The following is a 13,198-nucleotide window of genomic DNA, read 5'->3' on the forward strand; positions in this document are numbered from 1 at the left end:
TTCACCTCACTCGATTGGTTCTGCGAAGACGACGACCGATGCTCGGGATGGCGAAAATCCGATATTGCCGCTGCCGTCGCCGACTCGCTCGACCGCGACGATCAGATTCGCGGGTGCTCCGGCGGGGACGGTGGCGAAATCCGACGTCGGCGACAGCACTTTCGACGTGGTGCCGTCGCGATAGCACGGAACAACCGGCATATACACCCATGCGCCGGAGGTCGCGATGGAGGACGCAACGATCTCGCCCTGCGAATGGTGCAGCCGCACAGTCGCTTCCGCGCTCACCCCGGAATCGCCACGACTGTAGATGTGCCCGTATACGACGGGTCGCCACCGGAAGGGCAGTGGCGCGATGGTGAACGTACCGCCCTCGATCCGACCGGCGTTCTCTTGCCGTTCGGTGCCGAAATCTTCCTGGTACCACGACCACGGTCCGAGGCCCAGCGGCGTGGCCGACGACCGGAACTTCCTACTGGACCGGTCGTAGGCGAACACGCTGCCGACACCGGGGGTGCGCACCTTGTCGTAGTCCGGGGACTCGGTGATCTGCCCGGACGCACCTGGCGGCCCCTTCGGACCGCGCGGACCGGCCGGGACGGTCACCTTCACCTTCTGGTCCGCCCCTGTCCCGCTGAACTCGACGGCGGGCACGGTGAAGTTCTCCCCGCGCTCGGTCTTGGTAACGGTGATAGTGGTCGGTGCGGCCACCGGGCCACGAGGTCCGACCGCATCCGGGGAATGGCGCCACTCGGTACCGGTCCAGACATCCATCCCGTTGTCGTCGAGCCGATGCCACCAGCTGCCGCGATCCTCCGGCCCGAGCCCGGTCGGGCGAGCCGCCGCGTTGGCGATCTCACCCATCTTCCGGAATGTGGTGCGCGGTCGCCCCTGCCTGCCGGGCTCACCGGGTGGGCCAGGCGGAAGGTCCAGGTCGGCGGATCCTTCGGAGACGGTCGTCTGCGCGGTCAGCATGGGCAACCCGTCCACGTCGGGCACCCGCCTGATGGTGATGTGGGCGGGAAAAGTTATGTCCGCCATGGTTTCTCCTCTTCGAAAAGGCTCAGAAGATGAGCAGGTCGAGATCGGCGCCGACGTCGGTAGCCAGATCCTTGATCGCGGCGGCGACGCGGCCGAGCCGCTGCCATGCCTTGACGATCGAGTCCTCTTCATCGGATCCGTCACCGACCACGATGTGCCACTTCGCGGCGGTCTCGCGGTCGTCGGTGAAGGTCAGCTCGGTCACGTAATCGGTGAAGATCTGCCCGTCGAGTGCGAAGCCGATCTGGTCGCCGAGCCCATAGTCCTGACCGAGGATGTACGGGGCGTTGTCTTCGACGGTCACCCGCTTGCTGGTGTAGCCGCGGGTCAGGTGCATGCCCTGACGTGCGGCGACCAAGCCGTCCAGATTGAAGGCCTTGTCGCTGCCCGAGATGTACAGCTCGCGGAAGGCATACGGGCCGGCGCGGTCTACCCGCTCCAAATTGCGGTAGACGTTCCATGCGAGGAACACGTCGTTGAGCTGACCGCGGTACAGCCAGCCGAGCCCGATGAGTGACAACAAACCCTTGATCACGAATTCGATGCCCGCATTCACCCAGCCGGGCGAGCGGCCGCCGATGATGATGTCGGTGGCGGTGGGCTTGTGCAGTGCGATCTCGGACTTACCGATACCGGAGTACTCGCCTTCGAAGTACCACACCCACGGGTAGTTCCGGAAGGTGCCCTGGCTGAGGCGCTCTCCGTACACCGCTTCGTATTCGGTGGCGGAGTCCAGATTCGGATAGCGCACCGGCGTGGTGCCGTCGCCGGTGAATTCCTCTATCCAAGAACGGATTCCGTCGATCAGCGTGCCGGTCGCGCCGGTGACACCGGACTTGTCCACCGTCTCCAGCACCACGGTCGGTCGATCGAGGTGGAACCATCTCGGCGCGGGCTGTTCATCCTCGTCGGGCAGGAAGAACCGCGCGGTCAGCATCACGCCGGAGTCCTCGAGCATGGGAGCGAACAGCTTGTCCGCCATGTCGAAGCGCGCCGACGCCGCACTCCATTTGCTGGTGTCGTGCAGCGGATCGACCGGGACGACAGCGATCGGGAAGAGCAGGTTGCCGGTGCCGCCCCACTCCGGCTTCTCCTTGTGTTGCGGCGGCACCCAGCCCGGCGCCTGCAGGCGCATCAGGTTGGTCGTCAGGTAGTTGGTGATGATGGTGCGCACCGGGCCGAACTGGATCATGTGCCGCGGGAACTGCGCGAGGATCGGCGCGAAAGGGCTTGCCCAGCAACAGATCGTCGAGATGTGGTTCCAGCAGTGGATGGCCTCGATGTCGACGGTCTCGACGCCGTACTCGTCCCGGACGATCGACGCCTTGGTGATATAGCCATCCCAACGGAACCCCTTGGTGTTCACCGTGATCGGGATGGTGGCGTCTTCGTGGTCTTTATTGTTGAAGAGATGGTCGAAGTGGACCATGTCGCGCGGGCAGATCATCTTGAGTCCGCCGGGCGCGTTGCGGGGGTAGGTGAACTCCAGCGAAAGGTAGCTGTGCTCCTCGCCGACCTCCTGCATGAACTTGTCCCAATAGCGGACCAGGACATCAGGATCGCGCAGCTGCTCCTGTTCGTCCTTGTACGCCTTGTCCATGCGCAGGGCTTCGTCCTGCGGGTCCCAGGCAGGCATGCTCATCAGAACGGCCTCGACGATCGCGGGGTGACCGAGACGATCAGGCTGGACTGCAGATTACCGCCGTCGACCTGGACGATGATGTCGGTGGCACTCCATGGCGGCAGCGCCGCGAGCCAGCGGCGACCGGCCAACTGACCCCAAACATTCTGGGGCGGCTTCGCATTCCCGGAGTACAAGCGGGCGGTGCGGTGTCGCGGATGCGTATCGATGCGCAGCGTCTGTTCGGCGGTGAGCCGAGGCGTGTGCACCAGCCGTGGGGTCTCGCCACCCGTGGGATCCAGGATCGCCCAGCGCCCCGGGCCATTCATGGTGTACCGCGGCCAGGCGGGCTGGTCGGCGGCGTTGCGTGCCCGCACCTTGCCCTCGTTGAGGCCCGAGGTGTTGGTCCACACCGCGGTCTCGTCGAAATGCCGTTCCAGCGGATCCATCGCGGTCGCCGACATCTTGTACAGCGCAAAGGCATTGCGCGCCGGGTCGATCTCGCCGACGGCCTCAGGTGCGCTGTCGAGCTGCACCTGCTGGAACCGCCAGCCCTGATGCCGAGTGAAAAACCCGATGGTGGAGGGCTTGTCGGTAGACCACCCGCGGAACCAGGCGTCGTGCACCGCGTAGAAGTCCCGGACCGGATGAGCGCCGGTGCTTTTCGCGGACTGCGAGATCACCGCGATGAAGTCCCACTCCTTCTTGGCGCGGATCGAACGCTGGAAGGTCGCGCCGTCCTGGCGCGCACCCTCGTTGACGAGCAGTTGCACCGGCGCGAACATGTATCCGGTCTGGTTCGACAACCGGACACCTTCGCGCCCGGCGTTCGAGCCGGACAGGTGCCAGACCCTGCCGTTGACGTCCCACAGGACGATCTTCGTGTAATGGCTGTTGTCCAAAAGTTGGTGGGTCATCGGCCGAGCCCTCCTCCGCGTTGTTGCGCCACCGTGCGGCGCCGGCGAACCCGCTCCACCGCGATGGCGGCGCTCTTGGGGTCCATGCCGTTGAAGTTGTAGATGTCTCCCCGGGCGGTGCGACCGCCCGGACCTTTGGCGAGATTGGTCAGGCCGAAACCGGATCCGAGCTCTTCTTTCACGCCACTGGCCACGATCTCGATCGGCTTGGTGATGAACTCCGCGGCGGTGCCCGCGACCATCGACCCGATCATCGAGCCGATCGCGGGAGCCAACGCGCCCAGCGGGCCGAGGAACGGGGCGACCAAGGTTCCGGCGGCGGTACCGATGGTGCTGCCGACGGTGGACGCCGCGCCCTTGATCGCGCCGGTGATACCGCCGACCAAGCCGTTCTGCTGTAGGCCGCTGATGCCGCCTTGCAGAGCGGCGAGCCCGGCCTGCTGATCCCTGGTCATTTGTGGTGTCGCACTCTGGGTGCCGGTGGGGTTCCAGTCGATACCGGTGTACTCCTTGACGACCGCGGCGATGCTCGACGACCACTTGCCTTCCGGATCCACGCTCTTGTAGAGATCACCGAGCGCGTCACCTTGCTCAGCGCCGAATTGGGCGCCGGCCTCGATGATCGAGTTACCGTTCGGACCCAGCAGCGGTGCGAGCACGGAGGCCGCGTCGCCGCCGAGCTTGCCGCCGGCGACATTGAGCAGATCTTTGAAGCTGCTCGTGTAGGGGTCGTAGATCTCGTCGCTCAGGGCCAGCGACTGCGCGCCGAATCCGGCCGCACCGACCGCGGGAGTTCCGCCGGTCGGTGCATCGGTCAGCGGCACATCGACACTCGATGGGTCGCCCGGGTTGCCGGGCTGCCCGTTCTTGCTCGGACGGTTGCGGACCAGGTACGAACCGGTCGGCGAGGGAGTCGCGGACGGGACGCCACCGTAGGTGTACGAACCGCCGCCGGAATACGAGGAGCCGCCACCGGGTGCCCCGGTGACTCCCTCGTCCGTCTGTTGCGGCACAAACGAATTCCCGCCGTCACCGCTGCCGTTCTCGCCGGTACCGACGCTGGTCGGCCCGCCGGTGCCGAGACCGGATTCGCCGGACAATGTCATCGACGCGGACAGACTGCCGCCGAACTTGGCACCGATCAAGCTGCCGAGCTGGGCACCGATCACCGGCGCCAACGCGCCGTCGGGTCCGAGTGCGGGCACGAGGGCCGAGCCCAGTGCAGCACCGACCTGACTGCCGGCCTGGGTCGCCGCACCGACGATGCCATTGGCCAGGGCGGCAGACAACGACCCCAACGGGTTGCGGCCGCCGGTGCGCACAGCCGTGGACTGGCCTGCCTCGTTGCCGGTCGGCATGTTCCCGATCGGCGCCTGGTACGCACGACCGAAGCCGAGCGCCCCTGGTGTGCCCTCGGATCGCACCCGCATGGCGGCGCCCAACGGATTGGGTTCGCCGAGATCGGGCGAGTCCGAGCGGGTCACCGCCCCCTGCGTCGGGGCGCCTGCCGCACCGCCGGGGCCGAGCACCGAGTTCAGTACGCCGCCCGGCCCGAAGGCGGGCGCGACGATCGAACCCAGCGCGGCACCGGCGGCGCCGCCCGCATTGATGGCGGCATTCCCGATGCCGCCGAGGACATCGGCCACCATGCCGAACAGGCCGAAATCCTGTGGCCGGAAGGCGGCATCCGGGCTGGTCGGCGCGACGGGATTGCGCAGCAGATCGCGCCACGACTGGGCTGCCGAGCCACCCGCGCCGACCAGACCGCCGTCGGCGAAGCCGGGCAGCATGCCACCCAGATATGCCGGCGACGGTACCCAGCCGCCGTTGATCGCGGCCAGCAGCGGCAACGCATTCGACGTCGCCGCGGCATTGACCACGAACTCACCGGGCGACAACCGGGCAAGAACCTGGTCCTGCCGCGGCCCGCCCGGCCCGTACACCATGCCGCCGTTGGCGAACCGCTGCGGCGTGCGGCCTTCGACTCCCGAACCCGGCACACCCGATTCATCGATGTACTCGTCGGAGTCGTTGTCGCCGTGGCCGTTACGAGCCGGCGCGGACAGCGTCGCCTTCGAGCTGACCCGAACGATCCGGGTCCGCGTCTTGGCCCCCTTGGCATCCGGGTCGTAGCGGTTGAGCGCGCCGGTCGCGACCCAGTTGGCGAAGAATCGCGGCACCGCGCCCAGGATTTCCTGGAAAGCCTGTGCCAGCGAACCGATCTGGACGGAATCACCGGTGATTCCGTTCGCCGACACCGACGAATCGCCTGCCACCAGAATCGGATCGTCGCCGGGCAGGGTGATCACCGAGGTGCCGGTGACTTTCCCGCCCTCCCAGACCGCCCCGCTCGGCAACGAGACCTTCTGCCCTGGGCCCGGCTGGCCGCTGTTGGCCATCGCCAGAATGTCCGGCATTGCCATCACCGGCGGGCGTGTCTGCTCGGACCGAGAAGTATTGGTATCACGCGCCGAAGGGCGCCTCGAGTCCGGCGGAGTCCGCACATCGGAGCTCATTTGTTTCTCCACATTCGCATCTACTTTCTCGGCCGTTTGCGCAGATCAACGCCCGCCGGCTATTCCTCCCAGTTGAGGAACTCGTTCATCTCGTCGATGCCGGTAGCCGTGCCGATTCGTTCGCCGCCGGACTTCACACCGGGCCGAGGCACCAGTTCCGGACGGTTGCGTCCGTTCCTGGCGTCGTCGGTCTTCGCCCAGACCAGCCAACGCAGGGAATCGGTGATGTCGGCGAGCAGGAACTGGTCGAGTTGCCACCGGTAGCTCTCGGGGTTCATCGCACGAAACAGCGCGGAATCGGCGGGCAGCCATCGGATGATCGCCTTCAGCTCACGCCAGCCGAGCACTTCGGTGCCGAGCTGACGCAACCGCAGGCCGAGCGTGATCAGGTCGTATTCGATAGCCTCGCAATGCTCTTCGAGAAGAGCATCGAGGCTTAGGATTCCCCCAGGTTGACTCCCGAGTGGGTGCGCCAGGCATCCAGCAGCTCGTGGTAGGCGTCGGGATCCATCTCGTCCAGCACGGCGAGCGACTCGGCGGACAGAGTCAGCTCCAGCAGTGTGTACATCGCGTCGACATCGCCGAGGCGGCGGATCCGGCGGATCAGGCCCGGCTTGAGGTACGACAGGGACGGGAGGTGCAATTCGACACCGTCGACTTTGTAGACGAAGTCGTCCTTTACCTGGAGCGGGCGGTTGAGGGTAATGGGGGCTTTCGGGGAAGTCATTGGTTCGCAGACCCTTTCATGACGTGGTTGTGCGCAGGTGATTGGGAAATTGTGGAAATAGGAGATAAGGGCCCAACGGTGGCGGGCGGGCCTGCGCATAGGTGTTGAACCCGCCACCGCTGGGGGCTTTATCAGGCGACCTTGAGGACGCCGTCGTCGAGGTAGCGGTAAGCCTTGTTGTTCAAGTCGTCCTTGAACGCCTCGATGGTGATGTTGAAGCCGGCCAGTTCCTTCGAGACGAACTTGCGCTCCTGCACCTGCGAAATCGAGGCGTTCGGCAGCACGATGCGCATCTTCTTCTTTTCGCTCAGCATGTCGAACACGAAGAGGCGACGCTCCAGGACCGAACCGGTCTCCTTGACCGTGAACAGCTTGCCGCTGGTGGCGGTGGCCGGAGTGACGGTGACATTGGCCTTACCGAACACCTCGTTGAGGACGTCCTCGTCCCACACCGCGTACAGGGTGAGGCCGAAACGGACCGAGTGCTCGGTCTGCAGGTTGGCGATGATGTCGGCGTTCCAGTCCTTGACCTGCTCGATCTTGCGCTCGCCCTTGGACTCGATGCCGTCCTCGGAGACGTAGCCGAGCGGCTTGAAGATCGTCGGGTCCAGAACTTCCGCTGCGGAGGCGGGCAGCTTGGCGCTGACATTGGCGACCAGCACACCGCCGGAGACGGACACCGGAGTGCCGGTGCCGATGTACTTACTAGAAGGCACAGCCATTTGATTCTCCCTTGGGATTGTTGCGCAGGCCCATGGGATTTCGGTATTCAATTGTGGCTCCCATGAGGGGGAGTCAGGCGAGGGCTATGCCCCCGCACGTTTTGATGCAGCCGCACCGCTGCTTACACAATTAGGTAAAGCGAGCGAACAGGTACTCCGGGTCAGTGGACTTGAGTAGCCGGTCTATCATCGGAGACCGCGAATCCGCCCCAATCGATAATCTCATAGCCCTGGTCATAATCGGCGAGCATCGACACGAGCAGCTGCTTCACGGTCTTCTCACCCCATGTATTTCGGTAGACATGTTGAGTACCGCGAATGTAATCGCCGGTGTTGTAACTGACCAATGCGTCAGGATGGTAAAACCTAGCCTCGATCTGCGAAAACTGCTCAGTATCCACTTGCTTGATCGGATGAATGTCGAAAACATAGGTGACGGGGCCGAAGCCGGCGGGGACGCGGACCAACCGCGCATACCGAAACGGCTCCGCGATCCACCGCACCAGCAGGGTTTCATCCTTCTTGAGGCTGATTTCACGCTGCGTCACTGCTATCTCTCCTTGTCGAGGTGATCAGTTGTGTTTGCTTGCAAGGTGTTCAGTCCGCTTTGCCGCGCACGATCAAATCGGCGATGATGGCGTGCCGCGGCGCGGCGGTCGCCGGATCGGTGTCGTTCTCGAGGCCGACGTCTTCGATGTACTCGCACCACACGGTGCCGAGGTAACCCGGCGCGGCAGCCGAGAGGATGGCGCGGACCCGACCGGCCAAATCGGCTGCGGCACCGGCATCATCGGTGCATTCGAGGACCACTCGTGGCCGATCCAGAATCAGGTTCGGACCGCGGCGACCCTCTCGATCTTCGATGTCCTGCCGCAGGATTCGATCGTTCCGCTTGACCCGCACCATCCGCGCGGGCCGTGGCTCCGGAACCCGGGTGACCACCTTCGCGGTGTCGGAAACTGCGGTGAGTTGCGCGGTCAGATAATCGACCAGAGTCTTCTCGATGTCGGGGTACACGATTCGTTCGGTCATCGCGCTACCACCCTTTCGTGGCTATGGCTCTTGCCGGGCTTGCTCGATCCGCTGGCGCAATTGATCGACGACTCCCGCATAGGCTTCGGTCTTGGTCGCGGCGTCGAAGGACAGGCCGCGGGGATGGACGGCGTACCAGCGGCCGTCGTCGGTTTGGTTGACCTGGATGTCGTCGAGGTCGTAGAACGACTCGGGGTCCGGCACCGGCCATTCGCCGTTCTCGTCCTTGGTGACGTGCAGGCCCGTATCGAACGCACCGGGCGCGCCACCGGGGGTGGCGGTCCAGCGGATCTCCTCCAGTTCGGGATGCACGCGCACACCGCGCTTTACGAGATATTCGGCGACGCGTGTCGCCTGCTTGATGCCGGTCACCGTCGGCTCCGCCGTCTTGGGCGACTGCTTGCTCCGCCATTCGGGCAGGTGGATCACCGACAGTTCTTCGGCCAGTGCTTTCACCTGTGGGTCCAGCTCCGCGGTGTCCGCGGACTCGGCGAGTTTCCCGCTGAGGGCCTGCTGGATGAACGCCAGGAACTCCGGTGTCACCAGCTGCCCGGCGTCGGTCCGCACGTACTCCGGTGGCGGCTGATGGTTGGCGAACTGGATGGATTCGACTATTTCCCTGTCAGACAATGTGTTACGTCCCCTGATCTGAACTCGGTTGATGCTGGGCATGAAAAAAGCCCAGTCCCGACCAGGGATTGGGCTTGGGCATAGACGGTGAAGCGGACCTCGCCGCGCTCGGGTTTACAGACCCAGGAGCGGGCGGATCAGGGGCGCCAGGTGGCAGGCCAGGGTGATCAGGTCGAGGATGACGGTGAGCATGGATTCACCTCCTCTCGAGAGGTCAATAACGCCGGGACGAGTCCGGCACGATACGACCTGCCTCGACCAAGGTGTTGAACGCCAATGCTTTTCGGCGGCAGTGGTCGACGGAGCAGGCGCAATGGACGCGCATCGACTCGTGGGCCTGGGCGATGGTGAGCGGGGCTGCCGGGGTGGCGTGGTCGGCCATGTCGAGCAGCTTCAGGACGGTGTTGTCCATGTCAGACCTCGGTTGTCGGAAAGGTACGGGCACCGGCGGGTTTACCGTGCCACGTCGCAGGTTTGAGCCCCACCCCCGATCAGGGGGTGTACCGGGGGTGGGGCGAGACGCCCCGGTCGCATCTGCACGTCTGCAACCGCGAGAAAGGGGTCAGCGGGAGACAGGAGCGGAAACCGGGGCGGGTATGTGGCAGGCTCTTGCCCGCTTTGTCGTCGATCTCGAAGAGGTTTCGGGGGCATGCCACATGTATCAGCTACACCGGCCACAAGAGCGGACGGTGAAAGTAATTGGTAGTGCGAGAGTTTCCCGGAGAAGTTCGGGATGAGGGCGCAGCTCTAGCGCTGCACAAAGCTTCACCTAAAGCGCGGAAGATGTCAACCCCTGCATACGAAACTTGCTGAAAATTGCAGGTAGATGGCTACTTTCGGGCGTCCACCGCGGGGCATCGATTGCGCTCGAAACGACGATTGCCCCAGCCTCTGATGAGGCTGGGGCAATCGTGCCTGCCCAACGAACGGGGTGCGTTCCGTTAGGAGTCAGGGCGCATAGAGATTTCAGCTCACTTGCCGTCTTTGCCCGCCGAGCCGGTGGCCAGCAGCTTGGCCAGCTCGGTGATGGCGGCGGCCGAACCGGTTTCCGGCGCCGTGCCACCGCCGCCGTTGGTCTGCGCCGAGGCCAGGCCGGAACCGGCGAGGATGATGCCTGCGGTAGCCGCGAACACAACGCCGAACACGCGAATCTTGCTCATCTGAGAATCTTCCCCTTGAAAAATTGTCCTTCGAATCGACAACCTGCTGGTTATCGGTCGAGAGTTTTCTAGCACAGGGTTTACCCGACCAGCGAGCCGCCGGACACGCGCGGCGCCGGAGATCAATTGCCGATCGATAACGGGTCATGCACGGCGAGTGCTTCGGAACAATGCCTGCAAATCTGGTGCCGGACCGCGACTTCTACGGTTCCTCAGGCGCTCCGCGAACTTCGTTCACATACCGGCATCTCGGCACACCACGCGTCGACACTCGACTGGGGCGGTAGCCGACGCAAGACACTGACACAGCTACCGCAGAGCGTGAACGTTGCGAATAGCGCACTCGGTCACCAATACCCAGCAATTCGAGAGTTATACTGTGATTCATTTCATAAGGAACGACTGTAACTTTCCGAGCGCTTTTGCCGAGCGACCACCGAATTACGTTTTGAAACAGCTCAATTCGAGTCATTCACCGCACTCGGCGTGCGGCGTCGCATCGGATGCGCCAGGTGTTCGTCCAATACCTCACCCACCGTGTACAACTCCGGCCAGCCCGGCGCCCACGGGCCGGATAGCGGTGCGATTTTCCCTGCGTTCCGCAGTGTTTGGATACGGCGCACGGTCAGCCCCTGATACTCGACGCCGAGTTCCTTTGCCAGCGTGGCGATCCCGGACGCGTTGAGCCGGTGACGCCGCGCCTGCTCGAGTTTCTGCTCGTCGAGCACGAGTGGTGCGGCCGGTGGGCACACGATCCACAGTGCGGCCTGCACCACCGTGCGAATCTCCTCGGGCGCGCCCTCGGCGCCCTCCGTCATGGCCAGCGCGATGAGGTTTCGGTCGAGCCAGCGGGCGAGGCCGGGCGTGCTCGGCGATCCGGCGTAATCGAGGCCGCGCTGCTCGCACACGAGCCGCACCCATGAGACGAGTACCGCGTGCAATTCGTCGGCGGCCCGGGAGGCGGCGGGGTTATAGGGCAGTGGTTGTTCGCTCGGCCTGCGGTTCATCCGATAGTCACCGCGGGTGCTCAGCCGGGACTGCCTGGTCAGCGAGACGCTGAGATCTGCTGCGAGGTCAGGGATTTCGCGTAGAAGTTCGGCGAGGGCGCGGAGTTCGATGCGATCGAGGTACAGGTGGTTCGGGTGCTCGGTCACCGGGAACCCGCCTCGGCGGACCATTGCGCGGTGGTGGTGGTCATGGTGTCGCTTCCTCTTCGGTGGCATGCCAGTGGTCGAGCGAGGTCACCGTGCGGTGATCGCAGCGGAGCACGGGCGGATCGGGATTCACGGCGAGCAGCTCGGCGGGTGGATGGCGCCAGCCTGCGTCGTCGCACATCACGCAGTTGCGGGCGGCCTCGCGGCGTTGCACGGCATCGGTGCGCAGGTCGCCGCCGTGTGCCGCGTCCCACCGCTGTCTGGCCCGCCTGGCGTCGGCACAGCCGCCGCACGGTGGCGGCGCGAGGTGGTTGCGGTGCATCGAGCATTGCCGGGCGGGCGGACCCGATCGCGCTGCCCTGGATGATTTTTCAGGGTCATGGGCAGGGACAGGGGTTGAGATGTGCTGTGGCAATTGTTCGACAGCCGGTTCAGCTTCTGCCGAAACGCTTGCCGGAGTGGATGTTCGAGCAGATGGTGCAGCACTTGCTTGCGCGCGAAGCTGTCTGGCCTGCCCGGAGACCTGACCGCCCTTGCGACCCGCGTCGGCCCGCTTGCGACGGCGGTCTTCGATTTCGGCCTTCGACATCTGGCGTTCGCCCCAGTCGTGGAACCGGTAACCACCATCGACGGGCATCCACAAGCCCGACTCCACCAGCTTCTTCGCCTGCGCCGCCGACCCGAGGCCGCGCACGATCGCGGCGGGCACGAAACCCTCGGTGAGCTGCTGCATCGACCACGAACCAGCCCGCACCCACAGCCCCATCGCGGCGTTGCCCGCCGCGACCGCCTTGGGATGGAAGCCGAGCTGGTCGTCGACCTGGAACCACGGCATCAGCGGTTCCCCTCGCCCACCTCGCGGTTGATCGCCTCGGCGAGCCGCCGGGCATGGCCGTGCCGGATGTAGTCGTCGGTGTGGCACCCGTCGAAAAGGTAGCCGCGGGCATAGGCGACGGCACCACCCCAGGAGCGCCAGTTCTCCAGCGACCACCAGCGTTGCAGCTGGTGCCGGGTGGCGACCGCGATGATGCTCTGCCCCCAGCGCACCATGGCTTCCGGGCCGGCCAAGCTGAAATACGCACTGAGGTCGGCGATCAGGCGCAGCGGATTGCCCGCGGGCAGCGCCGTGATCGGATCACCCTCGGCGGCAACCCAATACGTCGGAAGGCCGGTGATATTCCGCTGTCCGACGACGCCGAAGCCGCCGGGGTCCTTGCCGAGGCAACGGCCCGCCGGACGCAGCGGGTCCGCGATCAAGGCACAGGCGATGACCTCCAATCGGGGGAACAGGCCGGCACCGATCTCGGCGGTCAGGTCACCGGCGATGCCCGCGCCCTGTGAATAACCGGCCAGCACTACACGATTGGGCGTCGCTTCGATCGCGTCGATCAAAGCCCGCCTACCCGCGGCCACGCTGTCAGCGAAGGTGACGTGCCTCCCGTAATCCGCCGGGTAAGGCACCATTCGCACGACGAAACGCCGAGGGTCGAGAGCTTCGGCGAAGGCGGCGGTGACCGGATCGCCATTCGGATTCCAGGTGCCTCCGACAATCAAGACATCGACGACCTCGCCGGGGGCGAGCAACTTGCCGAATAAACGGCGGCCGAAAATGGCCACGGGTCCTGTCCTTTCGTGGACGAACCGACCGGATGAGCGCATGACGGAACCACTCGGTCAG

The 13,198-nt window shown here is 65.0% G+C and carries 15 protein-coding genes; all 15 read right to left on the reverse strand.

Features of this window, described 5'->3' with window-relative positions:
* Window positions 1–6: 6 nt before the first annotated feature.
* Window positions 7–1,041 (reverse strand): hypothetical protein, encoded by a 1,035-nt coding sequence (locus tag ACIHA7_RS23995; protein WP_397293219.1) that lies wholly within the window; start codon window positions 1,039–1,041, stop codon window positions 7–9.
* Between the two features lie 22 nt (window positions 1,042–1,063).
* Complete coding sequence (locus ACIHA7_RS24000) at window positions 1,064–2,683, reverse strand: phage tail protein (RefSeq protein WP_397293220.1); 1,620 nt, start codon at window positions 2,681–2,683, stop codon at window positions 1,064–1,066.
* Window positions 2,683–3,579 carry a phage tail protein gene (locus ACIHA7_RS24005; RefSeq protein ID WP_397293221.1) on the reverse strand — a complete coding sequence of 299 codons (897 nt, stop codon included), beginning with the start codon at window positions 3,577–3,579 and terminating at the stop codon, window positions 2,683–2,685. The genes ACIHA7_RS24000 and ACIHA7_RS24005 overlap by 1 nt, the downstream gene beginning before the upstream one ends.
* Entirely contained in the window at window positions 3,576–5,996 is a 2,421-nt protein-coding gene (locus tag ACIHA7_RS24010; protein ID WP_397293222.1) for a hypothetical protein, read from the reverse strand. The genes ACIHA7_RS24005 and ACIHA7_RS24010 overlap by 4 nt, the downstream gene beginning before the upstream one ends.
* A 158-nt stretch (window positions 5,997–6,154) precedes the next feature.
* Window positions 6,155–6,463, reverse strand: a complete 309-nt coding sequence (locus tag ACIHA7_RS24015; protein ID WP_397293223.1) for a DUF5361 domain-containing protein — start codon at window positions 6,461–6,463, stop codon at window positions 6,155–6,157.
* 68 nt (window positions 6,464–6,531) lie between these two features.
* Window positions 6,532–6,822, reverse strand: a complete 291-nt coding sequence (locus ACIHA7_RS24020) for a hypothetical protein (protein WP_378734702.1) — start codon at window positions 6,820–6,822, stop codon at window positions 6,532–6,534.
* A gap of 131 nt (window positions 6,823–6,953) precedes the next feature.
* Window positions 6,954–7,544 (reverse strand): hypothetical protein, encoded by a 591-nt coding sequence (locus ACIHA7_RS24025; protein WP_397293224.1) that lies wholly within the window; start codon window positions 7,542–7,544, stop codon window positions 6,954–6,956.
* 161 nt (window positions 7,545–7,705) lie between these two features.
* Entirely contained in the window at window positions 7,706–8,092 is a 387-nt protein-coding gene (locus ACIHA7_RS24030) for a hypothetical protein (RefSeq protein WP_397293225.1), read from the reverse strand.
* Window positions 8,093–8,141: 49 nt separating this feature from the next.
* Window positions 8,142–8,576, reverse strand: coding sequence for a hypothetical protein (locus ACIHA7_RS24035; protein ID WP_397293226.1), 435 nt, complete (start codon window positions 8,574–8,576; stop codon window positions 8,142–8,144).
* Window positions 8,577–8,597: 21 nt separating this feature from the next.
* Entirely contained in the window at window positions 8,598–9,206 is a 609-nt protein-coding gene (locus tag ACIHA7_RS24040) for a hypothetical protein (protein ID WP_397293227.1), read from the reverse strand.
* Between the two features lie 214 nt (window positions 9,207–9,420).
* On the reverse strand, window positions 9,421–9,618 hold the full coding sequence (locus ACIHA7_RS24045; RefSeq protein WP_397293228.1) for a hypothetical protein: 198 nt from the start codon (window positions 9,616–9,618) through the stop codon (window positions 9,421–9,423).
* Between the two features lie 559 nt (window positions 9,619–10,177).
* The gene (locus ACIHA7_RS24050) at window positions 10,178–10,366 is read right to left on the reverse strand and encodes a hypothetical protein (protein WP_397293229.1); all 189 of its coding nucleotides are present in this window, start codon (window positions 10,364–10,366) and stop codon (window positions 10,178–10,180) included.
* A gap of 458 nt (window positions 10,367–10,824) precedes the next feature.
* Window positions 10,825–11,520, reverse strand: coding sequence for a hypothetical protein (locus ACIHA7_RS24055; RefSeq protein ID WP_397293230.1), 696 nt, complete (start codon window positions 11,518–11,520; stop codon window positions 10,825–10,827).
* Window positions 11,521–11,560: 40 nt separating this feature from the next.
* Window positions 11,561–12,355 (reverse strand): hypothetical protein, encoded by a 795-nt coding sequence (locus tag ACIHA7_RS24060; RefSeq protein WP_397293231.1) that lies wholly within the window; start codon window positions 12,353–12,355, stop codon window positions 11,561–11,563.
* The gene (locus tag ACIHA7_RS24065; protein WP_397293232.1) at window positions 12,355–13,137 is read right to left on the reverse strand and encodes an alpha/beta fold hydrolase; all 783 of its coding nucleotides are present in this window, start codon (window positions 13,135–13,137) and stop codon (window positions 12,355–12,357) included. The genes ACIHA7_RS24060 and ACIHA7_RS24065 overlap by 1 nt, the downstream gene beginning before the upstream one ends.
* Between the last annotated feature and the right edge of the window lie 61 nt (window positions 13,138–13,198).

Source organism: Nocardia sp. NPDC052316 (assembly GCF_044547795.1).
In the GTDB taxonomy this organism is placed as follows: Bacteria; Actinomycetota; Actinomycetes; order Mycobacteriales; family Mycobacteriaceae; genus Nocardia.